27 protein-coding genes are annotated in these 25,692 nt (G+C 64.5%); 19 read left to right on the top strand and 8 right to left on the bottom strand.

The features are described from left to right. The first annotated feature begins 68 nt into the window (after positions 1-68). From mreC to rnd, 4 genes are all read left to right on the top strand, one after another. A complete protein-coding gene (gene mreC / locus F467_RS0103900) occupies positions 69-1,001 on the top strand; it encodes a rod shape-determining protein MreC (protein WP_155987365.1) in 933 nt (310 codons plus the stop codon). Continuing rightward, positions 998-1,489, top strand: a complete 492-nt coding sequence (mreD, locus tag F467_RS0103895) for a rod shape-determining protein MreD (RefSeq protein ID WP_018137960.1) — start codon at positions 998-1,000, stop codon at positions 1,487-1,489. Before mreC ends, mreD begins: the two co-directional genes overlap by 4 nt. Positions 1,490-1,586: 97 nt before the next feature. Next, positions 1,587-1,889 (top strand): DUF1244 domain-containing protein, encoded by a 303-nt coding sequence (locus tag F467_RS0103890; RefSeq protein WP_018137961.1) that lies wholly within the window; start codon positions 1,587-1,589, stop codon positions 1,887-1,889. Continuing rightward, positions 1,882-3,057, top strand: coding sequence for a ribonuclease D (gene rnd, locus F467_RS0103885; protein WP_018137962.1), 1,176 nt, complete (start codon positions 1,882-1,884; stop codon positions 3,055-3,057). Before F467_RS0103890 ends, rnd begins: the two co-directional genes overlap by 8 nt. Positions 3,058-3,093: 36 nt before the next feature. On the opposite strand, the gene F467_RS0103880 is transcribed toward rnd, so the two are convergent. Further along, positions 3,094-3,531, bottom strand: coding sequence for a hypothetical protein (locus F467_RS0103880; protein WP_018137963.1), 438 nt, complete (start codon positions 3,529-3,531; stop codon positions 3,094-3,096). Positions 3,532-3,559: 28 nt separating this feature from the next. Here F467_RS0103880 and F467_RS13350 point away from each other — a divergent pair, with 28 nt between their 5' ends. Further along, complete coding sequence (locus F467_RS13350; RefSeq protein WP_081601194.1) at positions 3,560-4,150, top strand: SprT-like domain-containing protein; 591 nt, start codon at positions 3,560-3,562, stop codon at positions 4,148-4,150. 27 nt (positions 4,151-4,177) lie between these two features. Here F467_RS13350 and waaA read toward each other — a convergent pair whose 3' ends face one another. The 3 genes from waaA to F467_RS0103865 are packed head-to-tail and all read right to left on the bottom strand — an operon-like array spanning position 4,178 to position 6,613. Beyond that, a complete protein-coding gene (waaA, locus tag F467_RS0103875) occupies positions 4,178-5,443 on the bottom strand; it encodes a lipid IV(A) 3-deoxy-D-manno-octulosonic acid transferase (protein WP_018137964.1) in 1,266 nt (421 codons plus the stop codon). Positions 5,444-5,456: 13 nt separating this feature from the next. Next, positions 5,457-6,002 carry a D-glycero-beta-D-manno-heptose 1,7-bisphosphate 7-phosphatase gene (locus F467_RS0103870; RefSeq protein WP_018137965.1) on the bottom strand — a complete coding sequence of 182 codons (546 nt, stop codon included), beginning with the start codon at positions 6,000-6,002 and terminating at the stop codon, positions 5,457-5,459. After that, entirely contained in the window at positions 5,999-6,613 is a 615-nt protein-coding gene (locus F467_RS0103865; protein WP_018137966.1) for a D-sedoheptulose 7-phosphate isomerase, read from the bottom strand. Before F467_RS0103865 ends, F467_RS0103870 begins: the two co-directional genes overlap by 4 nt. Before the next feature lie 175 nt (positions 6,614-6,788). Here F467_RS0103865 and msbA point away from each other — a divergent pair, with 175 nt between their 5' ends. The 14 genes from msbA to F467_RS0103795 all read left to right on the top strand — a co-directional run bounded on the left by msbA (position 6,789) and on the right by F467_RS0103795 (position 21,901). Further along, complete coding sequence (msbA, locus tag F467_RS0103860) at positions 6,789-8,609, top strand: lipid A export permease/ATP-binding protein MsbA (RefSeq protein ID WP_018137967.1); 1,821 nt, start codon at positions 6,789-6,791, stop codon at positions 8,607-8,609. A 71-nt stretch (positions 8,610-8,680) separates the two neighbouring features. After that, entirely contained in the window at positions 8,681-9,688 is a 1,008-nt protein-coding gene (locus tag F467_RS0103855) for a lysophospholipid acyltransferase family protein (protein WP_018137968.1), read from the top strand. Beyond that, entirely contained in the window at positions 9,675-10,772 is a 1,098-nt protein-coding gene (locus F467_RS0103850) for a glycosyltransferase family 9 protein (RefSeq protein ID WP_018137969.1), read from the top strand. Before F467_RS0103855 ends, F467_RS0103850 begins: the two co-directional genes overlap by 14 nt. Further along, positions 10,765-11,898 carry a glycosyltransferase gene (locus tag F467_RS0103845; RefSeq protein ID WP_018137970.1) on the top strand — a complete coding sequence of 378 codons (1,134 nt, stop codon included), beginning with the start codon at positions 10,765-10,767 and terminating at the stop codon, positions 11,896-11,898. Before F467_RS0103850 ends, F467_RS0103845 begins: the two co-directional genes overlap by 8 nt. A 130-nt stretch (positions 11,899-12,028) precedes the next feature. Next, positions 12,029-12,871 (top strand): sulfotransferase domain-containing protein, encoded by an 843-nt coding sequence (locus tag F467_RS0103840; protein ID WP_026182181.1) that lies wholly within the window; start codon positions 12,029-12,031, stop codon positions 12,869-12,871. After that, on the top strand, positions 12,868-14,259 hold the full coding sequence (locus F467_RS0103835; protein ID WP_018137972.1) for an O-antigen ligase: 1,392 nt from the start codon (positions 12,868-12,870) through the stop codon (positions 14,257-14,259). The genes F467_RS0103840 and F467_RS0103835 overlap by 4 nt, the downstream gene beginning before the upstream one ends. Further along, the gene (locus tag F467_RS0103830) at positions 14,246-15,382 is read left to right on the top strand and encodes a glycosyltransferase (RefSeq protein WP_018137973.1); all 1,137 of its coding nucleotides are present in this window, start codon (positions 14,246-14,248) and stop codon (positions 15,380-15,382) included. The genes F467_RS0103835 and F467_RS0103830 overlap by 14 nt, the downstream gene beginning before the upstream one ends. After that, on the top strand, positions 15,379-16,281 hold the full coding sequence (locus F467_RS0103825) for a sulfotransferase (protein WP_196799684.1): 903 nt from the start codon (positions 15,379-15,381) through the stop codon (positions 16,279-16,281). Before F467_RS0103830 ends, F467_RS0103825 begins: the two co-directional genes overlap by 4 nt. 19 nt (positions 16,282-16,300) lie before the next feature. Next, the gene (locus tag F467_RS0103820; protein ID WP_026182183.1) at positions 16,301-17,416 is read left to right on the top strand and encodes a glycosyltransferase; all 1,116 of its coding nucleotides are present in this window, start codon (positions 16,301-16,303) and stop codon (positions 17,414-17,416) included. Continuing rightward, on the top strand, positions 17,409-18,155 hold the full coding sequence (locus F467_RS13145; protein ID WP_018137976.1) for a 3-deoxy-D-manno-octulosonic acid kinase: 747 nt from the start codon (positions 17,409-17,411) through the stop codon (positions 18,153-18,155). Before F467_RS0103820 ends, F467_RS13145 begins: the two co-directional genes overlap by 8 nt. Next, positions 18,148-19,284, top strand: a complete 1,137-nt coding sequence (locus F467_RS0103810) for a glycosyltransferase (protein ID WP_018137977.1) — start codon at positions 18,148-18,150, stop codon at positions 19,282-19,284. Before F467_RS13145 ends, F467_RS0103810 begins: the two co-directional genes overlap by 8 nt. Continuing rightward, on the top strand, positions 19,281-19,883 hold the full coding sequence (locus F467_RS0103805) for a hypothetical protein (protein ID WP_018137978.1): 603 nt from the start codon (positions 19,281-19,283) through the stop codon (positions 19,881-19,883). Before F467_RS0103810 ends, F467_RS0103805 begins: the two co-directional genes overlap by 4 nt. A 70-nt stretch (positions 19,884-19,953) precedes the next feature. Then, positions 19,954-20,634, top strand: coding sequence for a sulfotransferase family 2 domain-containing protein (locus tag F467_RS0103800; protein ID WP_018137979.1), 681 nt, complete (start codon positions 19,954-19,956; stop codon positions 20,632-20,634). Next, entirely contained in the window at positions 20,609-21,901 is a 1,293-nt protein-coding gene (locus F467_RS0103795) for a hypothetical protein (protein ID WP_018137980.1), read from the top strand. The genes F467_RS0103800 and F467_RS0103795 overlap by 26 nt, the downstream gene beginning before the upstream one ends. 12 nt (positions 21,902-21,913) lie before the next feature. On the opposite strand, the gene F467_RS0103790 is transcribed toward F467_RS0103795, so the two are convergent. From F467_RS0103790 to F467_RS0103775, 4 genes are all read right to left on the bottom strand, one after another. Then, positions 21,914-22,723: a sulfotransferase gene (locus F467_RS0103790; protein WP_018137981.1), complete on the bottom strand. Its 810-nt coding sequence runs from the start codon at positions 22,721-22,723 to the stop codon at positions 21,914-21,916. Further along, the gene (gene hldE / locus F467_RS0103785; protein WP_018137982.1) at positions 22,720-24,156 is read right to left on the bottom strand and encodes a bifunctional D-glycero-beta-D-manno-heptose-7-phosphate kinase/D-glycero-beta-D-manno-heptose 1-phosphate adenylyltransferase HldE; all 1,437 of its coding nucleotides are present in this window, start codon (positions 24,154-24,156) and stop codon (positions 22,720-22,722) included. Before hldE ends, F467_RS0103790 begins: the two co-directional genes overlap by 4 nt. Before the next feature lie 76 nt (positions 24,157-24,232). After that, on the bottom strand, positions 24,233-24,457 hold the full coding sequence (locus F467_RS0103780) for a zinc-finger domain-containing protein (protein WP_018137983.1): 225 nt from the start codon (positions 24,455-24,457) through the stop codon (positions 24,233-24,235). A 302-nt stretch (positions 24,458-24,759) separates the two neighbouring features. Continuing rightward, the gene (locus F467_RS0103775) at positions 24,760-25,680 is read right to left on the bottom strand and encodes a branched-chain amino acid transaminase (RefSeq protein ID WP_018139068.1); all 921 of its coding nucleotides are present in this window, start codon (positions 25,678-25,680) and stop codon (positions 24,760-24,762) included. Positions 25,681-25,692: the final 12 nt, after the last annotated feature.

Genomic DNA, 25,692 nt, shown 5'->3' with positions numbered 1-25,692 from the left:
TTCCCATCGCACCTGCCAACCGCGGTGCCGCCCTGACCCAATCACGACCCGCAACCGGAGGTTAAGCCATCAGCAAGCCGCTGTTCAGACTGGGTGTATCGCCCACTCTGCGCCTGCTCGCGGTGATCCTGCTGGGTGTCGCGCTGATGGCGCTGGATCACCGACTGAACGAGCTGCAGACGGTGCGCAATGCGCTGTCCACGGTGGCCTACCCCCTGCAGGTCGCGGTCGATGCACCGATCCGGGCGGGCAGCCGGCTGCTCGAGTCCTTTACCAGCCGCGAAGACCTGATTACCGAGAACCGCATCCTGCGCGAAGAGAACGCTGAGCTGCGGGCCCGCCAGTTGCGCTTCGATGCGCTGCAGATGGAAAACGACCGCCTGCGCGCACTCCTGAACACCGCCGAACGGGCACAAGAGCGCGTCGAGATCGCCAAGCTCCTGGCCGTGGACCTGGACCCCTTCCGCCAGCAGATCGTGCTCAGCAAGGGCAACCGGCACGGTGTCTACCCGGGGCAGCCTGTCATCCACCCCGATGGCGTGATCGGACAGGTCCTGTCCACCCAAATGACCAGCTCCACCGCGCTGCTGATCTCCGACCCCGGCCACGCCTTGCCTGTGCTCAGTGCCCGTACCGGCCTGCGCGGCATTGTCGTCGGCACCGGCAACCCGCGGCGCCTCGAAATGCGGCACGTACCGCCCCAGGAGGACATCGAGGAGGGCGACCTGCTGCTGACCTCCGGGCTCGGCGGGCGCTTCCCGCCGGACTACCCGGTCGCCCGAGTGACCTCGGTCGAACGCCAGCCGGGACAACCCTTTCTTGATATCCAGGCCGAGCCTCTGGCGGCCCTGGACCGCTCGCGCGAGGTCCTGCTGCTGTGGACCAGCGAACGTCCGGACGCGGACACCGATACCCGCCCGGAAGAAGAAGGGGAAACGACCGAACGGGAAGCAGAACCGGAGGGCGAGGCCGACATTCCGGGGGCGGCTGAGAACCCATGAACCACACGCTGGGCATCCCCTGGCTAATCGCCCTGACCCTGGTCGTCGCGCTGGCCCTGGCCATCGTGCCCATACCCGATGCGCTGCCCCCAGCCCGACCTGAATGGCTCCTGCTGGCGCTGGTGTACTGGATCATGGCCTTCCCTCAGCGCTTCGGGGTGCTGACGGCCTTTGTCATGGGGTTGCTACTGGATGCCCTGTACGGCCAGTTGCTCGGGCAGAACGCCATCGCCCTGGCGGTGGTGGCGTACATCGTGCTGCAGATTCATCCACGCCTGCGTGTTTACCCCGTCTGGCAGCAGGCCATCGTGGTGGCCGTCCTCACGGCGCTTTACAAGCTCCTGGCCCTGTGGCCACAGGGCGCGATTGGACTGCCGCCCGACAGCGCCTGGTATTGGGCGCCGGTGGCGACCAGCGCACTGGTCTGGCCGTTGATCTTCGTGCTGCTAAGGGACATGCGGCGGCGCTGGCTGCTCCACCTGAGCTGAACACGGGCCACCCGTTCTGGTCGAACGCCCCCAAAAGCGACTCATGCGCGAGCGTGTACGTTGATCACTAGTCCCCTGACGAATGGAGAGAGACACGATGGACCCGAAGACCCGCACCGAAATCGAGGCCGCTGTATTCCAGCGCCTCTTGCAGCATCTTGATGAACGCAAGGATGTGCAGAACATCGACCTGATGAATCTCGCCGGTTTCTGCCGCAACTGCCTGTCCAAGTGGTACGTCGCCGCCGCCGAGGAACGCGGCGAGTCGATCGATTACGAGGGGGCCCGCGAGATCGTCTACGGCATGCCCTACAGCGAATGGAAGGAGCGCTACCAGAAGGAGGCGACCGCCGAGCAGAAGGCGGCTTTCGAGGCGAGCCAGAAATCGACCCATGCATGACCACGGACTGATCGAGACGCCCGAGGCCCTGCAGGCGTTTCTCGATTCGATCACCGGGACGGACTGGATCGCGCTGGACACGGAGTTCCTGCGCGAGAAGACCTACTATCCGCAGCTCTGCCTGGTACAGGCCGCCACGCTGGATCAGCTCGCCTGCATCGACCCGCTGCGCCTCGACATCCAGCAGCTCGCCCCGCTGTTCCGGGACGCGCGCATCACCAAGGTCTTCCACGCCGCCTCGCAGGACATGGAGTTGCTGTATCGCGAGCTGGGCTTTGTGCCCAGCCCCGTGTTCGATACCCAGATTGCGGCCAGCATGCTCGGCTACGGCGAGCAGGTCGGCTATGCCAACCTGGTCAAGAACGTGCTCGATCGCGATCTCGACAAGAGCCAGACCCGGACCGACTGGTCCCGGCGTCCGCTGAGCGCGGACCAGATCCGCTATGCCGCCGACGACGTCCGCCACCTCGCGACACTGTTCAACCGCCTGCTGCACGAGCTGGATACCCACGACCGCATGCACTGGCTGCGCCCGGAGATGGAGGCGCTCAGCAATCCGGCCCTGTACGAACCGGACCCGGAACAAAGCTGGCAGCGCGTATCGGGGGTCAAGCGGCTGAAGCCCAAAGAACGCGCGGTACTCAAATGCGTCGCGGCCTGGCGCGAGCGTACCGCGCAAAGCAGCAATCGTCCCCGGCGCTGGGTGCTGTCCGACGACCTCCTGCTGGACATCGCACGCCGCACACCGGCTGATACCCAGGCTTTGCGCGAACTGCGCCAGTTCCCCGGCGGCATGAAGCCCGACCACATCGAATCGCTTCTGGCCGCCATCCGGGAAGGCCAGGCCCTGCCACGCGAGCAATGGCCGCATTTGCCGGAGAAGCCGCGCCTGAGTGAGCGTGACGAGGTGCTGGTCGATATCGGCATGGCGCTGCTGCGCGAGTGTGCCCGCGAACACCAGATCAGCGCCGCGGCGATCGCGCAACGCAAGGATGTGATCGAACTACTGAAGAGCGACGGCACGGAAGGCCGCCTGGCTAGTGGCTGGCGCCGGGAGATTGCAGGTCAGACCATCCAGCACTGGTTCAGCGGCGAGAGCCGCCTGGCCTGCAAGCCCAGTGGTGAGCTTGATATGGAACCCGTTAGCGAAACGATTGCGACGGAATAGCCGCCGCAATCGTCGCAAGATGCAGATGCAACCTGCTCAGGCCGCGGATTTGTACACACCACGGCGCGGGGACTTCAGACGGCCCTGGCGCTTGAGGTAGGCAAGCGTCTGCGAGATGTTCTTGGTATCCAGGCCGGCCTTCTCGGCACGCTCCTTGATCTCCTTGGTCGCCATCTCGGATTTCTCCGCCACGATCTCGACCAACTGCTGACTGACCGAGCTGCCGCCCCGGCCACCACGGCGACCACCACCAGCACGACCGACACGGCCGCCCAGTTCACGGATCTGGCGCTCAAGCTCGTTGAGTTCTTTGCGATGACGCGCGATCATCTCTTTGCGCTTTTCCATCAGCTTTTCGCGCTTCTTGCGGCGCTCGGCGTCCTGGCGCTCGGCTTCTTCCTTTTCCCGCTGACGGGCCAGTGCATACAGCTCTTCGGCGGAAAGTTCGGAGGCCTTCTTGCTATCCAGACTCATTACTCGTCTCCTCGTTCGGAACTTCTCAATGACCAGAACGGCTTCCAACTCCTCGCACGCCCTGGACGGCACATATCGCACGGGTGAATATGATAAAAATGGAAGTAAATTACAAGAGCCGAGAAATAAATTAACACCCGAAGAGGAATCGAAAATCCGACAAAAGGTGTGCGGCTTTTACATTAAGGCGCATCCGGAACAGTCGAACACGATTCCAGAAGTTCTTTTTAACCTGCGGGGCAAAGCCGCCGGACAATGGCGACTGCGCAACGGGCACGAGCAGCTACGGTTCAACCCCGAGGCGTTCTGTCAGGACTGGGATTCACACTTCCCGGATACCGTCGCCCACGAGGTGGCACACTCGCTCGTGTACCGGACGTCCGGGTTACGCCGCGTACGCCCTCACGGCCCGGAATGGCGGGCCTGGATGGAAACGTTCGGCTGCCAGCCACGCGTTACGCACAACACCCCCCTGAAAGGCAGAAACGTCAGGACCTATACCTACCGTTGCGCCTGCCAGACCCACGCGCTGAGTGCGCGTCGGCATTATCTGATTCAGCGGCGCCGATACCGCTATGAATGCCGAGAGTGCGGACAGCGACTACAGCAGGAGAAATAAAGATCATTAGAAAACCTGGCGGGGCGGTCAATGCAGATCATGCAACCGGCTTTCCAACTCGGCCAATACGCGCTCCACTGCGCCACGCCCCTCCTCGATCACCGTGCGCGCCGCATCACCCATGGTTTTCCGACACTCGGAATCTCCCAGCAAATCCGCGACGGCGCGGCCCAGCGCCTCGGCATCCTGCACACGCCACAAAGCGCCTCGCTCCTCGAGGCGCTCGACTGCGAATGTAAAATGCTCGGTGCTGGGCCCCACAAGCACCGGCCGTCCGAGTGCGGCGGGCTCGAGTACATTTTGCCCTCCCAGGGGAACCAGGCTGCCCCCGACAAAAGCGGCATCCGCAGCACCAAGGTAGGCCCCAATCTCGCCGATCGTATCGCCCACCAGCACATCCAGCGGCGGCCCCGGACATTGCGTGCGCCTCCCGACAGAAAACCCGGCTTGCCGGGCCGCCTCGAAAGCCACGTCAAAGCGATCGCGATGGCGCGGCACCCAGAGCAATAGGGCGTCGGGATGGGATTCGCGCACCGCGCGATGGGCCTCGAGCACGGCCTCTTCCTCGCCTTCCCGCGTACTGACCGCCACCCAGACCGGCACGCCTTCAGGCGCAACAGTCGCACGCAGATCCGCCGCCTGCTCATGGCCGGGCGGCAATGTGCGATCGAACTTCAGGTTCCCCACCACCTGGACACGCGCGTTCGGCGCCCCCAGCTCGCGAAAGCCCCGGGCGGCCGACTCGTCCTGGGCCAGGATCTTCTCGGCACGCGCAAGGGTTTCCCGCACCAGAGGCTGCAGACGCCGGTACCGCTTGATTGAGCGTGGTGATAGCCGCGCACTCACCACCCAGAGCGGAATACCGGCCTGTTCGCAGGCACGATAGAGATTGGGCCAAAGCTCGGTCTCGACGATCAGCGCGACGGCCGGACGGGTGCGCCGCAAGAATCGGCGAACGGCCCCGGGCAGGTCCAGCGGCAGATAGGCGTGCTGGACATCCCTCCCGAGAGCCGCTTCCACCCGGGCGGCCCCCTCCGGTGTCGTGGTCGTCATCAGGAGCGCATGCTCCGGATAGCGGCTACGCAAGGCACGTGCGAGCGGTACCGCCGCCTCCACCTCGCCCACCGAGGCGGCATGGAGCCAGATGGTGCCGGATGTTAGCGGCTCCCCGGCTCCCAGCCATTCGCGCCAGCGGGCCACTGGTACCGCGTTTGTCCGAGCGCGGCGCACCAGCCGCGCCAGCAAGGCCGGAGAAGTCAGTCGCAGGAGGGCCGTATAGAAGATGTGGCGCATCGCGGCTAGCGGCTCAGTCGAGCCACGCAATGGCCTCGGGCAGGGTGCGGATACGGATGTCTCCGTCTTCAGTGGGCAGCGGTTCCGCGCCCGAGGGATCAAACAGCAATCGGGCGCCGACCCCGGCGCGCCGCGCGGCCTCGAGATCGGACGCGCGATCCCCGACGAGCACCGAACCCGGGAGATCCAGATCCAGGTCATCCCGCGCCCGCAACAGCATGCCCGGCTCCGGCTTGCGATCCGGACAGGCCCGACGATAGTCGGGCTGCGCATCATGGGGATGATGAGGGCAGTGGTAGACGGCCTCGATGCGGCCACCGCGCTCGGCAAAGCGCTCGCGCATCCAGTCCGTCAGCTGCCGGAAATCGCTGTCGCCGTAATAGCCGCGGCCAATCCCGGACTGGTTGGTGACGACCACCACCGGCCAGTGCCGGGAAGTGGCGGCCGCCACCAGTTCGAAGATGCCGGGGACGAACTCGACCTGGTCAGGGCGATGCACGTAGCCATGGTCGACATTGATCACCCCGTCGCGGTCGAGAAACAGGGCGCGCGCACTCACGCCGACCCCGAACGTTCCTGATCGGCCACCAGCGCATCCTCGACGATCCCGCACAACAGATGCCCGATCAGCCCGTGGACCTCCTGAACTCGCGCGGTAGCGGCATCGGGCACCCGCAGCACATGATCTGCGGGATGCGTCTCCGGCAGCCCCTTCTCGCCGGTCAGGGCAACCGTAACCAGCCCACGCTTGCGCGCCATCCCGATGGCCTCGAGCACATTGGGCGAATGCCCGGATGTGCTGATCCCGACGAATACATCACCCGGCTGCCCCAGCGCCTCGACCTGACGCGAGAACACATGCTCGTATCCAAAATCGTTGCCGATCGCCGTAAGCACCGAAGTATCGGTGGTCAACGCGATCGCCGCCGCGCCCGGACGCACCGCCCGATAACGACAGACAATCTCCGCCGCAATGTGCTGCGCATCCGCCGCGCTGCCGCCATTGCCCGCCAGCAGGATCTTGCCCCCGTCGCGAATGCACTGCAGCCAGCGCCGCCCGACCGTCTCGACCTCGGCTACAAACGCCCGGTCTTCAGCCAGCCGCCCGAACAGCCGGCTGGCCGCAGAAAGCTCCGTTGCTACCCTGTTCTGCAAGATCGTTCCCCGCATCCGCAAACCCCGGAGTATAACGCCGCAAGTACAAAACCTGACGAACGACGGGCGCAAACGCGCCACCAGGCAACACAAGCCTCTGGTAGCATGGCGCGCTCTCGTTGCCAAAGTCCGAAGCTTTACGACGACACTTGCCCCCTGATCGACGCAGCTCCCTTGAAGGATCTCTTGGATGAACGCCAAGCCGAAACATCCTCAACTGGCCCAGCCAACGGCCGGCGAATCCTGGACGCTGTACAAGCGCATTTTTGCGTTCGTCAAACCGTACTGGCGCCTGGGTGTACTGGCGATTGCCGCGATGATCCTGGCAGCACTGGGACAGACTGCGTTCGCCTGGGTCATTCAGCCCCTTGTTGACGGGACATTCATCGAGCAAGACCCGGATGCACGCATCTGGGTACCAGCGGCACTCATCGGGATCTTTCTGTTTCATGGGCTGACTACTTTTGCCTCTGACTACAGCGTTGCCTGGATCGGCCGGAAGGTCGTGAAAGATATCCGTCAGGCGGTATTCGAACAGTATCTACACCTTCCCTCGTCTTTCTTTGACCGGAACTCACCGGGGACTCTGCTTGCCAAGCTGACGTACAACGTCACCCAGATCAGCGCAGCGGCGTCCAAGGCAATCGTCGTGCTGATCCGCGACTCGTTCACGGTGCTGTTCCTGCTGGCATACATGACGTATCTCAGCGGGTGGCTCGTACTAATCGTGTTCACCCTCGCGCCGATCGTTGGGGTCGTAATCGCTAGCGCCAATCGAAAATTCCGGAAGATCAGCCGGCGCATGCAACGCTCAACCGGAGACTATGCCCAGATCGCGGAGGACGGCATTCGCGGGCAGGCCGAGGTCAAGATTTTCGGCGCCACGGATTACGAGGCCCGCCGGTTCGAAGAGACCAACGAAAAATTCCACCGCCAAGCCATGCGCCACAAAGCGGTCCAGGCCGCCGCACAACCCCTTTCGCAATTGGGAGCCATCATCGCGCTGGCCGTGATCGTATATCTGGCAACCATGGATCTGGTTCTCCAGACCATCACTCCTGGCGGGATGGTTTCATTCATCGTGGCCATGGTACTGATGCTCCCTCCCCTCAAACGAATCGTAGGGGTGAATGCCGAAATTCAGAAGGCCCTGGCCGCAGGGGAAAGCGTATTCGAGGTGCTCGACACGCCCGCGGAGCCCGACCACGGTCAACGACCGCTGGATCGCGCCAAAGGGCACATCGAATTCAGGCACGTGGGCTTCCGCTACCCCACCAGCCACGAACGGGTGCTGAAAGATATCAACCTGACCGTGGAGCCCGGTCAGACGGTGGCACTCGTCGGTCGCTCCGGTAGTGGCAAAACCAGCCTCGCCCGGCTGCTGCCCCGCTTCTACGAGATCGAGGAAGGCGAAATCCGGCTGGACGGTCACCCGATCCAGGAATACCGCCTGCGCGACCTGCGGGCACAGATGGCCCTGGTGAGCCAGCATGTCGTGCTGTTCAACGACACCCTTGGCCACAACATTGCCTACGGGCTCAATCGCGAACCCTCGCTGGACGAGTTGCGCGAGGCGGCACGCGCCGCCAACGCCATGGATTTCATCGACGAACTGCCGGACGGCTTTGACACCATCGTCGGCGAGAACGGGATCATGCTCTCTGGCGGGCAGCGCCAGCGGGTTGCCATCGCCCGCGCAATCCTGAAGGACGCCCCGATCCTGATTCTGGACGAGGCCACCTCGGCACTGGACACGGAATCCGAGCAGAAGATCCAGAATGCGCTGGAACGGCTGATGGAGAACCGCACCACGCTGGTCATCGCCCACCGGCTCTCCACCATCGAGAATGCCGACCGCATCGTGGTGCTGGATCAGGGCCGCATCATCGAAGCCGGCACCCACGCGGAACTGCTCGAGCGCAACGGCCACTACGCCGCACTGCAAATGGCCCAGTTCGAGGAAACGCCCGAGCCGCCTGAACACGCGGATGACGACACCCCCGCACCCTGAGCCGGGCAGCCGGGTATGCGATGTACAATAAGCGGCCTCCGGCCCTTGCCTGACAGGATCTCCTCCGCGCGATGAAAGGCCCGCGTAGCAACAACGCCCTGCACCCATCCAACTGGGGACAGACCACCGCAATCGTAGCGCTGTGGCTCATTGCGCGACTACCGTGGCGCTGGGCGGTCGGCCTCGGCGAAAGACTGGGTGGCGCCCTTTACCACGTGGCGAAATCACGCCGCTACATCGTGCGCCGCAATCTCGAACTGTGCTTCCCGAACCTGACGGAGACCCAGCGCGAGGAATGGGTGCGCGCCAACTTCCGCTATACCGGGCGTGGCATGGCCGAAGTCGCCCTCGGCTGGTTCGGCGGCAAGGCCGTCGACCGGATTCCCTGCCGAGTCGATGGCCTTCATCACCTGCATAACGCCGCCGAGGAAGGCAGCCCTGTGATCCTGCTGTCCGGGCATTTCACCTGCATCGAACTCGCCGGAAGATTGTTCGGGCAGCGGGCCGAAATGGCCGTGATCTACAAACCCATGGAGAAAAAGCCTGTGCTCGAACGCGCCATGAAGCAGGGGCGCGAGAATAGCCTGAGCCGAGCGATTTCCAAGGACGACATTCGCGGCATTCTTCGCACACTCAAGGCCGGGGTCCCGGTCTGGTATGCCGGCGATCAGAACATTCGCCAGGCGGAGCTGGTGTTCGCCCCGTTTTTTGGGCAGCCGGCGGCCACCACCACCGGCCTTTCCCGTCTCGCCAGCATGGGCAAGGCACGCGTACTGCCATTGTTCTATCACGTGGACTCGCAGGACGATGGCTACGAGATCGTGATCGGACCGCCCCTGGAGAACTATCCCTCCGGCGACCGCGCTGCGGATGCGGCGCGCATGAACCAGGTACTGGAAGATGCCGTACGGGCCTATCCACAGCAGTATTTCTGGGCGCATCGACGCTTCAAGACCCAGCCCGAGGGATCCCCGGACCCCTATCCGGCCATTCGCAGCAAACACATCGGCCGCCTGCCGTGGCAGAAAAACAAGCTCAAAAAGAAGAACAAGCGGAAGACGCCCGGTGACGGCGCCTGACCAGCCAACCACAGCCTCAGCAACCCCGGGGCCGCCCCGGGAGATCGCCCTGCTGCGACTCTCGGCGCTGGGCGATACCACCCATGTAGTCCCCGTGGTGCGCTCGCTGCAAAAGGCCTGGCCGCGCACCCGCATCACCTGGATCATCGGGCGCCTCGAATACCAGTTGCTGGGAGACCTGCCCGATGTGGAGTTCGTCGTGGTCGACAAGGCGCGGGGGCTACGCGCCTACACAGACCTCCGGCGCGCCCTGAAGGGCCGCCAGTTCGATGTCCTCCTGCAGATGCAGGTCTCCCTGCGCGCCAGCCTGATGGGAATGCAGGTTCCGGCACGGCGCAAGATCGGGTTCGACCGTGAGCGTGCACGCGACTTCCAGTGGCTGTTCACCCAGGAACGCATCGCCGCCCGGCCGCGCCAGCACGTCCTGGACTCCTTCTTCGGCTTTGCCGAGTCGCTGGGCGTACAGGAGCGCGAACTGCGCTGGGACATCCCGATCCCGGATAGCGCGAGGGAGTGGGCCGATCGGCACCTGCCCACCGACCGCCCCGTCCTTGTCATCAACGCGTGTTCCAGCGCCCGCTTTCGCAACTTTCGTAACTGGGCCGCAGAACACTACGCGGCCGTCGCCGAACATGCGGTGGAGCACCACGGCATGACCGTTGTGCTCACCGGCGGCCCCACCGAACTGGAGCGGGACTATGGCGAAGCGATCGCCTCCGGCTGCCACCACTCGCTGATCAACCTGATCGGGACGACCAGCCTCAAACAGCTACTGGCGGTGCTCGAACGAGCTGACGCGGTGGTCTCACCCGACTCGGGCCCGGCCCACATGGCCAACGCAGTCGGCACACCCGTGATCGGACTCTATGCCGGCTCCAATCCCGAACGTACGGGGCCGTACTGCAGCCGCCAGTGGGTCGTCAACGCATACCCCGAGGCCTGCCAGGCGGCCTTCGGCAAGCCACCGGGGGCGTTGCGCTGGGGACAGCGAGTCCGCGATCCCGCCGTGATGGACCGCATCAACGTCGCAGACGTCACCGCGAAACTGGATGAGCTGATGGAGGCGAAGGCAACCAATGCCTGAAACCCCGTCGCCCCGGGTCGCCCTGCTGTTTGCCACCTCGGGGCATAGCGGGGTCGATCGAGTGGTCACCAACCTCGTCCGGGAATTTGGCCACTACTCTTTGGAGTTCGATCTGCTGACCCTGCGCGGACATGGCCCCTATATCGACGACCTGCCCCCCAACGTGCGTCGGGTACCGCTGCGCGCCGCCCATCGCAACACGGCTCTGCCCGCCCTGATCGCCTACCTGCTGCGCCATCGACCACAGGCGCTATATACCGCCAGCCATCGGCTGAACCGCACCGCACTCCTGGCACGCCGCCTGGCCCGGCCCGGCATGCCGGTGGCGATCCGCATGGGCATGTCCATCAGCGCCACCCTCGCCGAGATGAAGCCCCACCGCGCTCGACGCCTCCAGCGCTCAATGCAGCGCTGGTATCCGCAAGCGAACGCCGTCATCGCACCCTCGGAGGGAGTTGGACACGACCTGCGCACCCTCGTGGGCGTGCCTGATGATCTGCTCCATGTGATCCCCAACCCGATCGTAACCACGCGCCTGCACGAACAGGCCAGAGAGCCCACCGGGGAACCCTGGCTGGATGACGAGAGCCGGGAAGTCCCAGTCATCCTCGGTGCGGGATCGCTCGAACCACGCAAGGATTTCGCCACCCTGATCCGGGCCTTCGCGGAAGTGCGCCGACAGCGAGCGGCGCGATTGATCATCCTCGGCGAAGGTCGCGAGCGCGAAGCGCTGGAGCGACTTGCCCGGGAGCTGGGCGTACAGCAACACCTGCGCCTGCCAGGATTCCGCTCCAACCCTTATGCCTGGATGTCCCGGGCCGACGTATTTGCCATGACGTCCCGCCGCGAAGGCTCCGGCGCAGTTTTGGTCGAGGCGCTGGCCTGCGGTACGCCAGCCCTGACCGCAAACTGCCCCACCGGCCCCGCTGAAATCCTGGACAACGGCCGCCTCGGACCGGTCGTGGGGGTAGCGGATCCCGAAGGCGTGGCCCGCGGGCTCGTGCAGTTACTCGACGCACCGCCATCCCCAACGAGCCTGAGACAAGCCGTAGCACCGTTCGACGCATCCCTGTCGGCCGTGAGCTACCTGAAGGCCCTGGACCTCTCGCACTCGGAAACCGAGTGACGAGTCTGTCCCGGACAGTCTGGCGACATCCGCGGCACTGGCCTGTCCGTGGGCCTCTGTGATCTAATCGGCCCGGCCCGCGAGGACCGCTATTGGCCGCCGACTCAGGATTCAGGAAACTATTAGCCCCATGGGCGCCATCGTTCGAAAACGCGGACCTTTTCGCCGATCCGTTCAAAAAGCCCGCCGCGCCTGGCGCCGATGGCGCGCAGACGTTCACCTGATTTCCTATCCCAAATGCGGCCGAACCTGGCTCGTCTTGATGATCGGCCGCGCCATCCAGCAACACTACGGATTGCGTAACCGCAATCTGCTCAAATTGCGCGCCTGTGTACGCCCATGGCGCAACATCCCGTATATCCTCCAGCACCATGATGGCGGCCCGGAGTTCCTGCTACCGGAAGAGCTTCCGCGCGACAAATCGGAATATCGCGGACGCAAGGTGATCTTCATGGTACGAGACCCGCGCGACGTGCTGGTGTCATCCTATTTCCAGAAGACCCGGCGCAACCTCAACTACGAAGGCACACTCGAGGATTACGTCCGTCAACGTCGAGGCGGGATCGAAACGATTACCGAGTTCTACAACATATGGGCCAGCAACCGAGACGTTCCCGACAAGTTTCTTATGGTTCGGTACGAGGATCTGCATGCCAACCCCTCGGCCGAACTGCGACGAGTGCTCGATTTCAGTGGGCTCGGACACATCCCGGACCCAGTCATCGCTGAAGCCGCGGAATATGCCCGGTTCGACAATATGCGCAAGCTGGAGTCCAGCAATGCCCTGGGCACCAGCGCCCTGGCCGCGCGCGACCGGAATGACGAGGCCAGCTTCAAGACTCGAAAAGGAGAGGTCGGAGGCTACCGCGAACACCTCCGGGGCAGCGCGCTGGAGAAGGTCAACCGGGTTATCGACGAGCAGCTTGATGAATCCTATTCCGATTATCGCAGCCCTGTCACCTCACGCTCATGAGCCACTACCCCCCTTCAGCCTACGCTTCTGTACCATCCCGTCTGGCGGATGATCGTCTCGCACTGTCGGCGGTCGTCGTCCTGTATCTCGGGGCATTCTTTTCCCCTGTATCAACGTCCCTGGGGCAGCTTTTCCAGTTTGCGGCGCTGATCGTGGGCATCCTGTTTGTTCGACGCCACTGGTCGGCGTTGCGCAACAGCCCACTATTGTGGCTGCCGGTCGGGTTTGCCCTGTGGGTGATTATCCGGACCGCCATGGCCGCGCTCTGGGAGGACCCTGCGCGCGCCGCGGAACACTGGGACGAAATGACCACCTGGTTCAAATCGGCCGCCGTTCCCGTGCTGATCTACGGGCTTGCACTCGCCGCGACCGGGCGCTGGCTCCGCCACGGTATCGTGGTACTCGGGCTATTGCTGGTCGGCTACATGATCTTCTTCGTGGCCACCACCTCCTGGAGCGGAACACTGGAAGCGCTGCACACCTCCGCCCGTCAGGAACCCGATCTCGGTTTTCGCACCGCGGCCCTTGTGTTGCCAGGTCTGGCTGCCGGGGCACTCTTCGCAACCATCCATATGTTCTCCGGCATCTCCGGGCCACAGGATCGGCGCGGCACCCGCATTGTGACCGGAGTACTCCTGGCCCTGTTCTTCTGCTTTTTCGTCGCGATCATGGTCGCATCCAAGAGTCGGAATTCCTGGCTGACCTTGATCATCCTCCTGTCGGTTTCCGCTGTCTTTGCCCTGTGGGTTTTTCGCTCGAGACTCTGGCAAATGCGCGTCCCGCTACTCGCAGGTGCCCTGACCATCATGCTCGGAACAGGGGCGATCACAACGTATGCATGGAGCGCGATCGGCGAGCGCTGGAGCGAGACGGCAGAAACCGTGCAGCAGACGATGGCATTGCCGTTTGGCGGCCGAGTCGAAGACCTGGCCGAAGACCCCGTTGGCATTCGTGTCGCATACTGGGCCTTTGGCTGGGAGCGCTTTCTTGATCGACCCCTGGTTGGCCGCGGCGCCGCCGATCAAAGACACCTGACCGATGAGTATCCGATTCCTCCCCAACTGGAGGGACGCACCGACACGTATCACAACTCGCACATCGACATCCTGCTTCGCTTCGGCCTTGTCGGATATCTGTTGTTCGCTGCCACAATACTCCTGATCCTCCTTGAAGCGTGGCGGCGACTGCAAACACCAGGAGCAGCGCGAACCATCGCCCTTTTTACGCTCGGTTTCGTGCCTGCAATGGCCTTCTGGGCCATGAACGCACAAATCATTCAACGCTTTTCCGTAGAACACTTTTACGGTCTGGTCCTGGCACTAATGGCCGCATCCCATTTTGCCAGGCTGACCTCCTATCCAGACGAGCGCTCTCATGAGGATGAATGACGATGTCGACATCGCCATATTTGGCTCGTTCAAGCCCGCTGGAGGAATCTATCGGCGCTTGACCAATCAGATCCAGGTCTGGCATCGACTGGGTATGCGTACTGCGCTCGTCACGTTCCGCAAGGGCGTTCAATTCTTCCCGGAAGAAATGCCAGAGTCTGTGAGTTTCCATGATCTGAAAACGCGAAGCCGTCCCGCGACCACATTGGCTCTCGCAGCCTTTCTGTATCGCTACCAGCCCCAGGCGGTCCTGTCGATCACTCACGCAAGCAACACCATACTCGCTCGAACCGCTTACTTTCCGGGCATCCATTCACGACGAATCCTGAGTGTCCCCAATACCTTTGGCGCTTCGGAAAAACAGGCAGAATCTCCCAAAAAGAGAGACCGGAAATTCCGAGAAATCCAGAAGGTTTATCCACTGGCGGACGGCCTGATTGCGATTTCCCAGGGCGTCCAGGACGACCTCAAGCAGATCGGCCTGCGCAACTTGGAAACAAGAAAGATCTACAGTGGGACAATAACGCGCCATACATATGATCGTGCTCGACTCCCTGCCAACCACCGCTGGCTGGGTTCGAACCATGCCGAGCCCGTATTGGTGGCTGCCGGCAGGCTTGCACCCCAGAAGGATTACCCGAACCTTCTCCATGCGTTCGCTCGTGCCTGCGAGGCCATTCCTGCACGGTTGATCATTCTCGGAGAGGGAGAGCAACGCTATGAGCTCCAAAGTCTGGCAAACGAGCTAGGGATTGGCGAGCGCGTGGATTTATGCGGACATGTGGACAACCCCTACCCCTACATGGCCCAGGCGGATCTCTTCGTACTGTCATCACGCTGGGAGGGATTAGTAAATGTCGTGATCGAAGCCCTGGCCCTCGGAACACCTGTCGTCTCGACGGACTGCCCGAGCGGACCGCGCGAGATTCTGGAGGACGGGCGATACGGGATTCTCGTACCCCCGCGCGACCCTGACGCGCTGGCCGAAGGCATCCTGAAAGGACTGCGCGGGGAGACACCCGAATACGACCCTGCGGAGGCAGTCGACCGTTTCCGGGCGGAGCGTGCCGCGCGCGCCTATCTGGATTTCATGGGCATCACGCCGCCAGTATCCCCGTCATGAATAGTCGAGCTCGAGCCATGACAAGGCCACCGGTCATCATTATCGGGATGCACCGCTCCGGCACCAGTCTGCTGACACGTGTGCTGCAGCAGGCTGGTTTCTTCATGGGTCGCGACGCGAGCCGGAACGAGGAAGCGGCGTTCACCAACGCAATCAATGCCTGGTTGTTTCGCCAGGCATCCGCCACATGGGAACGCCCGCAGTCGATGGACGAGCTGCTGGCCGACACGGACCTGCGCCCGGAGCTGGTGGACTACCTGGAAGGGATCGTGCGAGGCCCCGCAAGTGCACGCTTCCTCGGGCCAGGACGCTGGCTGGGCGCCCGAGGCCGGGGCATGTTCGGCCAACGCCAGGCGTGGGGCTGGAAGGATCCGCGCAACACCTGGACGCTTCCGTTGTGGCTGGAACTTTTTCCGGACGCCCGGGTTCTGCATATCGTTCGTCATGGCGTCGATGTCGCGGCCAGCTTGCGGTCCCGTCGTCGACAGGTCGTGCAGACCCGTCTCGAACGCTACCATCGACACCGGTGGGTTTACCGGCTGAACCCGCTCGCGCCCAAACGAAGGGGATTCGGTCCGCAACCCCTCTGTCGACGGCTGGAAGCCGGACTGGACTTGTGGGCCGAATACATGGACAGGGCTCGCGGGCACCTGCAAGAAATCGGTCCCGAACGCGCCCTTGAACTACGCTACGAGGATCTGCTGAACCATCCGCACGAAACACTCGCCCGGGGCCTGGAATTCTGTGGTTGCGCCCCCGACTCCGAACAGGTGAATGACACTGCAGCGGGTTTTCGTGCAGACCGCGCCGGGGCCTGGACCCGCGACGAGGAACTGAAAAGTCTCGCGGCAAGTCACCACGAACTCCTTCAGCAACGAGGCTACAGTGGCCGGCCCTGAGCCGCACTTGGTCAACAGGATGGGAAGCCCCCCCGGTCAACAGCGCAAACTGGCGATCCTCGCACCCCTCAAGGCGTGGGGCGGCATTGAACGAAAGATGCTGACCCTTTGCCGGGAGTTTCTCGCCAAGAGCATCCGCGTGGAGTTCATCTTGACCCGGGGCGGCGAGGTTCCGTATCCCGATCAATTCCCGGCGGCCGTGGACATCGTGGATTTGAGCAGCCGCCACAAGTGGGACAGTGTACTGCGCCTGCAGAAGCACCTTCGGCGCAGCCAACCGGATGCGCTGCTTACCGCGAAGGACCATGGCGCCAAGGTCGCCGTTCTGGCGCGGGACCTGTTTCGCCTAGACATACCCGTGTTCGCGAAGGTCACCAATACCCCCAGCGAATTTCTGCGCCGTCCCTCCAAACGGCGCTGGGCCCGGCGGCTCTATCGCCGGGCAGATCGACTGATCGCAATATCGCAGGGCGTGCGCAATGACCTGGTCGAGCATTTTGCGATTCCCCCGGACCGGGTATCCGTCATCTATAACCCGGTCATCACGGCCGATATGGCCGAGCGCACACAGCACTCAGTGGATCACCGATGGCTGGGCACGACCGAGAACCGCCCGGTGATCATGGGGCTGGGACGCCTGACCCCGCAGAAGGATTTCGCGACCCTGCTACATGCCTTCTCCAGGGTTCGCGCCCATGTCCCCGCCCGTCTCGTAATCGCCGGAGAGGGCCCCGAACGGGTACGCCTCGAGTCTCTGGCAGCGGAACTCGGAATTGCTTCGGACGTGGACCTGCCGGGCTATGTACCCGACCCGCTTCCATGGTTGGCGCGGTCCCGGCTTTTCGTGCTCTCGTCCCGCTACGAGGGGCTGGCCAATGTACTCGTGGAGGCCCTGGCCGCGGGGACCAATGTGCTGTCCACGGATTGCCCCAGCGGCCCGCGCGAAATCCTCCGCGATGGTGACGTCGCCCCACTCGTGCCGATAGGCGATGCGGATGCGATGGCCGAAGAGATGATCGCCTGCCTGCGCGGGGATCGCACCACCCGCCACGCCGAGGCCCGGCTTGATCGATTCGAAAGCAAGGCCGTCGCCGAACAATATCTGCGCACCATGGGGTTGTGGCGTGATGAATGACTCTGCAACCACGGACCCCATCACTGAGCGCTTCACGCACACCCCGGAAGAAACCTGCCTGGTCGACACCACCCGCCTGCAACGCTGCGACGTTGTGTGGTTCACCCCGGATCTACTGGCTGCTCGCGGACTCCTGACCGGATCCGGAACCGGTCGGCGACCCGTGCACTTTATCCGCCATGAGGACGAACACTGGGTGCTTCGACACTACTGGCGGGGCGGGCTCATGGCCCGGCTATCCAGCGACGCCTACCTGAGAACCGGAGTGCAGCGCGCTCGTCCCATCCGTGAATGGCGCCTGCTCAGCACGCTCTACCAGCGCGGCCTGCCGGTTCCGCGGCCGATCGCCGCGCGGGTTCGATATTCTGGTCTGACTTGGAAGGGAGATCTCATCACGGAGGTCATACCGCACGCGTGCACCCTGTTCGAGCTCATCCAGCAATGTAATGACCCGCCCGCGATATGGGAGGCGGTCGGCAGAACGCTGGCCCGCTTTCACCAGGCGGGTGCCTGGCACGCGGACCTCAACGTACGCAACATCCTGGTCCAGCCAAATAATGCGGTGTGGCTGATCGACTGGGACCGGGGCCGAATGAACACCACCAGAGGATTGAAGCGCAACCTTAGCCGACTGCAACGCTCGCTCGAAAAATGGCCCGAAACCCGCGAACGGGGTCGCGCTGGCTGGCCAGACTTGATGCGCGCTTACCGCAAGGCGCAGGGAGGCCAGGATGGCTGACCGGCTGGCAATCCTCATCGCCTATAGCGGCGACGGCGGAGTGGAGAAGATGATGAACCACCTGCTGCGAGGCTTCGTGGATGCGGGCGTCACCGTAGACCTTCTCCTGCTCAAGGCTCGTGGTCGTCACGTTGAAGAGATCCCCGCGAGCGTTAACGTGATCCGCCTGAACGTCCGCACGTCACTCCTCGCACTGCCCGCTGTTGCACGCTACCTCCGGGACCATCGGCCTGCGGCGCTCCTGGCTGCCAAGGACCGAGCGGGGCGGGTCGCAGTTCTCGCCCGCGCACTTGCCGGTGTGTCGACCCGCGTGGTCCTGCGCATGGGCATGCACCTTTCGGGTTCCCTGGCCGGGAAAACCCGGCTGCAAAGACTGGCACGCCACATCCCTGTGCGATGGTTGTACCCCCATGCGGATGCGATCATCACCGTGGCCCGGCCCGTAGCCGAGGACCTCGCCGCGATTGGGCGGATACCGGAATCCCGATTCCATGTGATTGCCAACCCCGTCGTTCCCCCCTGGCTAGACGAACTCGCTGCGGCACCTGTGGACCATCCGTGGCTGAACGAATCACCACGCAAGACACCGGTACTGGTGGCGGCTGGCAGGCTGCGACCGCAAAAGGGGTTCGATCTGTTGCTGGAAGCCCTGGCCGAGGTGACCCGACAACGCGACGTGCGTCTGCTCATCCTGGGCGAAGGACCGGACCGCAAAGCCCTGGAAAACCAGGCAGCGGAACTGGGCATCGGTCCGTCCGTGGATTTCGTCGGATTCCTGCCCAACCCCTATTCCATCATGCGGGCCGCCGACCTGTTCGTACTCTCCTCGAGGTTCGAGGGTGCTCCCAATGTGCTGATCGAAGCGATGGCGCTTGGCACTTCTGTCGTCGCAACCGACTGCCCCAGCGGGCCGCGCGACATCCTGGAACATGGGGCACTGGGTCCTCTGGTGCGACCTGGAGACCCGGGCGAACTCGCGCGGGGCATCCTGCAGGCCCTTGATGCGCCGGTTCCTGCCTCACGGCTGCGGGATGCGGTCGCCCCTTACACCATATCCCGCAGCAGCCGGGAGTATCTGCGTGTCTTGCGGCTGGCTCCGCGCGACCACCCAGCAGACGAGCAAACATGACCTCCCCCCTCCTGATCGACCTGCCCACCGAAAGCCTGCAGCGCTGCCTGGTCAAGCGCGGGGCCATCGACAAGGCTTTGTTCGCTGTCGAGGGACTTCTCCTTCCGCAGGGCGTGCGGCGCGGTCGATGGCACCGGGATGCGATCCCTTTTGAGGATCACCCGGTGGTTCCGATGATGCGTGCACTGCTGGATCCAGAATCAACGGCCGATCAACAGGAAAACGCTCTGCGCACCTACTATGAGGCGCGTGGAAAGTCGCCGGCGCACGCCGCTGAAAAGGCGCAGCACATACGCGAGGACTACGTGCGCGAGTACCGGGCACTATGGGAAAGCCTGCGCACTCACGGCTACATCGCCGGCGCCGGAAAGGACGAGATCGGTGTTGCGATCGGTCCGGATGGGGAGTTCATCAAGGTCGCCAACGGCAATCATCGACTGGCGGCGGCAAGGCTGGCTGGCGTCGATCAGGTGGTCGCGGAGCTGCGGTTTGTCCATAGTGCGTGGCTCCGCCATCACGCCCGCGGTCCCGGAACGTCTGGACAGCGAATCGAGGCCGCACTCACCGACTTTAATCCGCGCCGGGCCGGCGCAGACTAGACGCCAGGCGCGTCAAGCTCGCCAGCGCTAGAATGGCGCCCCGAGCCGGGGCTCCGATAACGAAGACACCATGCTGATCTCCTACCGCAAGAATTTCCTGTTCGTGCACATCGCCAAGACGGGCGGGACCAGCATCCGGGCGGCCCTGCGGCCGTATCGCTGGGGCGGGTGGTACAGCATTCCGCTGTGGGCGGCGAGCCAGGTCAGCCAACTGACCCGCCCCCGGCACAAGCTGGGGCTGAAGTTTCCCCGCCACGCGAAGGCGATCGCGGCGAAGGAGATGCTGCCGGAGCCGGTCTACCGCGAGCTGTTCAAGTGCGCGATCGTGCGCAACCCATGGGATCTTCAGGTGAGTTCCTGGCACCACATCCAGCGGGAGAAGCCGGAGGTCCTGAAAGGGGTCAAATCCTTCGGAGATTTCCTGCGCCTGAAGTTCGATCCCGAGCGCCCATACGACTACATGCTGGACACCTCGGCGGAGTTGCAACACGAGTACATCGTGGATCTGCAGGGCCGGGTGATCGTCGACTTCATCGGCCGCTACGAGAACCTGCAGGAGGATTTCCGCACCATCTGCGACCGCATCGGGATACCTGCGCCGGAGCTGCCGCATCTGCGCCGCGCCACCGAGCGCGACGACTACCGGACCTACTATGACGATGCCCTCGTGGAGCTGGTCGCGCAGCATTATCGCCGCGACCTGGACCTGCTGGGCTACCAGTTCGATGCGCCGAACACCGGAAGCGGGTGACCGCCCGGATATCCCCGGGCTTGGACCACTCGCACTGGAACAGTGCATTCACGAGTACCCGGGCAAACGCCGGATCTTCCGCGCCCGGCTTGCCAGCGGGCAGCCGGTGGTCGCCAAGTTCTACCTTGGACGCATCAGCCAGTGGGCCGAATGGCGGCGCGGGACGCGTGGAGCGCGCCTGCTGGAAGCCGCCGGCGTCGCCGCGCCAGCCGTACACCACGCCGCTTATTGCCCCCGGTATCGTGCCTGGCTGCTGGTCCTGGGTCTCGTCGAGGCGGACGAACCCTGGCCACCGTCGGGAGACGACCCGGGAGACCAGGCCCATGCACGCCTGCTGGCCACACTGGCCGACCACCATCGCGCCGGAATCGTCCAGAACGATCTCAACTGGCTGAACTTCATCCCCCGCGAGGGGCGTCTGTTCGCCATCGACGGAGATCGCGTGCGTCGCCGCAACGGGCCGCTCGGCCGCCGAGCGGCCCTCGACCACCTGCAACGGCTGTACGCCTCCAAGACCCGCCTGCCCGAGACACTAATACGGGAGGGCTTCCGGCAGTATCACGAACTGAGGGGCTGGGGAGTGACGGAAGCCGGGTTGCCACGCTTCCTGCGCGACCTGCGCCGCGCTCGTCTCCGGCACGCTCGCCGCGTCGCCCGGCGGGCGTGCCGGGGGTGGAAACACTACCCCCGATTCCGTATGGACGACCTCCGGGTGATTCATGACCGCCGGGCCCTCTCCCGTGGACAGGCCGAACACCTCGCCCTCCAGCTGTACGAAACCGGCGAATTGCCGGATGGGTTCTCCGGGCATGCCGAACGGCCATATCAGGCCCAGCGAATCGAGGCCCCCTGGCAGACTCTGCCCGGCTTGTTGCGCCCTGCACTCACGCGTCAGACGGCCCGGCGGGCCTGGAGCCATGCTCTCACGCTGCGGCGTCTGGGACTCTCGGTGCCCCGGCCGGTAGCGATCATCGCCGCCGATCGCGGCCTGGTCTGGCTGGTCTGGGAGACGGACCCGGAATTGCGCCCGCTGGATGCCGCCAGCGAGCCCCCGGGAGCGGCGGCGGCCGAGACCCTGTGGGCCGGGCTGCGGGATTACGGGATCCGCTTTCGGGGGCGGGACCCGCGCATGCTGGGCAGCGATGGCCAGGCGCTGTGGATCCTGGATCCCCTGCCGCTGGCCTTCGGACGTCCGGAGTCGCGGGGGTTTCTGCGGGCCGCGGAGGGCGACCGGGCATGGCTGGAACGGGTTAGCGAGCCGCGCTGATCCAGCTGGGGCTCAGTCGATTCCCCAGCGACGCTCCTTGGCGTCGTTGGCGACCCGACCCGGCCAGGCAATCAGGTTCTGGATGCGCTGCATGTAGGGCGGGATCACCTGTTTCCAGGCATCGTCGGGCCGGATCTGACTGCCCTCGGTCTTGCGAAAGACATCCGCGGAACCGATGTTGTGGTGCGGCATCTCCGCCCAGGCGTCCAGCTGCGGGCGCTCGAACTCCAGACCCAGCCGGGCCATCAGCTTCGGCAGCTGATCTTCCGGGTCGTACGCCAGTTTTTCGTAGTTCAGCACGATGTGCGGTTCGTTGCGCAGGAGGTAGTAGAGCCGCAGCGAGCGATGCGAATACGAAAAGGTGGGGATGTAGTTCTGCTGTTTGCGCTTGCGCAACGACTGGGCCCTACCACGCGGGTCACGCAGGACATGGATCGGAATGACGTCGATGTCGGGCGCGGCCATCAGCCGACGCAGGCGCTGCACCGACTTGGAGTTGTCGGTCACGAACGGGACGCCGCTGACCTCGGAGACCACCTCGAACAGCGTGCGGTTGTGCTCGTTGAAACGCGCCGGATCGCGGGCGTGCACATCGAGCGTCTCCAGGGTGCAGCCAAGGCGTTCCTCCAGACGGGCGTTGACGGCCGACCAGAACTCGCACTCCCAGAAACTGGGGGCACCACAGGGGCAGGGATGCTTGCGCGCATAGTGCGCCAGCCGCCGCACCCCGCCCAGCGCCCGGATCTGGCTGTGGGCATCCAGCAGGATATCCGTCAGCGTCGAGCCACTGCGGCCCATCCCCACAAGGTAGAGTACTTTCATCGTTGTTCCTGACTCGCTCGTATGCGTTCCACCACGGCACTGGTGGAACAGGCGTCCACGAAATCCAGCACTCGCACCTCGCCTCCGTTCGCCACCACCGCATCGTGTCCGGCGATGGCCTCGGGTCGATAGTCGCCACCCTTGACCAGTACGTCCGGCAGGGCCTCCGCAATCAGGTCGGCCGGGGTGTCCTCGGAGAACGGGACCACCCAGTCCACGGCGCCCAGGGCCGCCAGCACGGCCATGCGCTGATCCAGCGGATTCACCGGGCGTCCCTCTCCCTTCAGGCGACGCACGGAGGCATCGTCGTTCACCGCGACCAGCAGCCGGTCCCCCAGGGCACGGGCCTGGGCGAGGTAGGCGACATGGCCGGCGTGCAGGATGTCGAAACAGCCATTGGTCATCACGACCCGCTCGCCCGCTGCGCGAGCCCGGCGCAGCACATCCGCCAGCTCGGCTCGGGACAGCATGCTCTGGCCGGCCGCCCGGGGGGCGTAGATCTCGCGCTCGATCTCGGGCAGCGAGACGGTGGCGGTACCCAGCTTGCCGACCACGATGCCGGCCGCCAGGTTGGCCAGCTGCATCGCGTCCTCGATCGTCGCGCTGGCCGCCAGGGCGGCGGCCAGAGTGGCGATCACCGTGTCACCCGCCCCGGTCACGTCGAACACCTCGCGTGCTCGAGCCGGCTGATGCACGGCTGCCTGCCCTTCGCGGAACAGCGTCATCCCGGCCGCGCCGCGCGTGACCAGGAGCGCCGGGATCCCGCAGCGCTCCATCACGTCCCGGGCCGCCCGTTCCAGGCTTTCATCGTCCGGACAGGGGCCTGCCACACCCTCCAGTTCGGCGAGGTTGGGGGTAATCAGGTCCGCTCCACGGTAGAGGGAGAAGTCGCGGCCCTTGGGGTCGACCAGTACGGGGACCCCGGCGGCGCGGGCGGCCTGAATCAGGGGTTGGGGATCGCGCAGCGCGCCCTTGGCGTAGTCGGACAGGACGACGGCGCCGCAGTTGGCCAGCAGGGGCTCGACCTGTGGCAGCAGGTCGGCGGCGCGGGTGCCGGGGAAACCGTCCTCGAAGTCGAGGCGGATCAGCTGCTGGTGGCGGCTGATTACGCGCAGTTTGGTGATGGTGGCCGCCCCGGGCTGGCGGCGGAAGTGGCAGGCCACTCCCGCGCCCTCGAGCAGACCGGACAGTTCGGCCGCGGCCTCGTCCTCGCCGGTCACACCGACCAGATCGGCATGACCACCCAGGGCGGCAAGGTTCAGTGCGACGTTGCCGGCCCCGCCCGGGCGCTGCTCGATCTCGCTCACGTGGACCACCGGGACTGGGGCCTCGGGCGAGATACGATCGGTGCCGCCGTGCCAGTAGCGATCCAGCATCAGGTCGCCGACCACCAGCACACGGGCCTGATCAAACGGGGGCAGGGAGAGCTTCATCGGATGCGTGCGCGGGAACGCCCGGGGCGGGCACGATTCACCCCGGCGCAGATGCCAGGGCGCGGGCCCACGATGATCAGGCGTCGTCCTTCAGGATAAACTGGGTGCCGCAGTAGGGGCACTGGTAGCGGCCGTCCGGGGTCTCGTCGATCGGCAGGTAGACGCGCGGGTGCGAGGCCCATAGCGCCATCTTCGGCGTCGGGCAGTGCAGCGGCAGGTCTTTCTTGGTGACCGTGATCTCCGGCTGCGCGTTCGCGGTCTCGTACTGGTCCTGGTGATGAGCGGTATCGGGATTGACCATGGTTTTCGTCTCGCGTGTTGGGGAAACACTGATTAATGCACGCGCTCGCGCTCGAGTCGCTTTTGCGTGCGAACAAGGCGCGGTGACTGCCGTGCAGTCATTCTGCACAAGGGAACCGCAACGCCGTTCCCGCGCAAAAGCGGCCGAGCCCCGTCTTTCAATAGCTTGTGGGGGTTGGCACCCCAGGTTCCCCGATCCTGCGTTGCGCCGCTTGCGGGTAGAACCACTACCCGCTGCACGACGCGCCTTGTCTCGGAAAACCTGGGGTGCCAACGCGAGCGTGTGCATTAATCAGTGTTTCCCTAGAGGTAGGTCAGCCAGCCGTCGTGCTGACGGTCGCGGCCCTGTACGACATCAAAATAGCGCGATTGCAGGCGTTCGGTAATCGGCCCGCGGGTGCCGGAGCCGATCGGCCGGTCGTCGACCTCGCGGATCGGGGTCACCTCGGCGGCGGTCCCGGTAAAGAAGGCCTCGTCGGCAATGTACACCTCGTCGCGGGTGATGCGCTTCTCCACCACGCGCAGGCCTTCCTCCTCGGCCAGGGTGATCACCGTGCGGCGGGTGATGCCGTCCAGCGCGGAGGTCAGGTCCGGGGTGACCAGCACGCCATCGCGCACCAGGAAGATGTTCTCGCCACTGCCCTCGGCCACGTAGCCCTCGGTATCCAGCAGCATGGCCTCGTCGTAGCCGCAGCGGGTCGCCTCCTGCAGGGCCAGCATCGAGTTCATGTAGTTGCCGTTGGCCTTGGCCTTGCACATCGTCACATTCACGTGGTGCCGGCTGTAGGACGAGGTGCGGATGCGGATGCCCTTCTCCATGCCCTCGTCGCCCAGATAGGCGCCCCAGTGCCAGGCCGCGACCATCGCGTGCACATTGAGGTTGTCCGCGCGCAGGCCCATGCCCTCGGAACCGAGGAAGCACATCGGGCGCAGGTAGGCGCTCTCCAGGCCGTTGTCGCGGACCGAGGCGATCTGTGCCTCGTTCAGGTCGTCGGCCGAGTACGGGATGGTCATGCCGAGGATCTTGGCGGAGTTGAACAGGCGCCGGGTGTGGTCCTGCAGGCGAAAGATCGCCGGGCCGCGCTCGGTCTTGTAGGCGCGCACGCCCTCGAACACGCCCATGCCGTAATGCAGGGTGTGGGTCAGCACGTGGGTCTGCGCCTCGCGCCAGGGCACCATCTGCCCGTCCAGCCAGATCACCCCGTCGCGGTCGGCCATCGACATGTCTTGTATCCC

Source organism: Thioalkalivibrio sp. ALJ12, assembly GCF_000378305.1.
Taxonomy (GTDB): domain Bacteria; phylum Pseudomonadota; class Gammaproteobacteria; order Ectothiorhodospirales; family Ectothiorhodospiraceae; genus Thioalkalivibrio.
The sequence above is the reverse complement of the archived record's forward strand: the minus strand, read 5'-3'. Positions and strand labels throughout refer to the sequence as shown.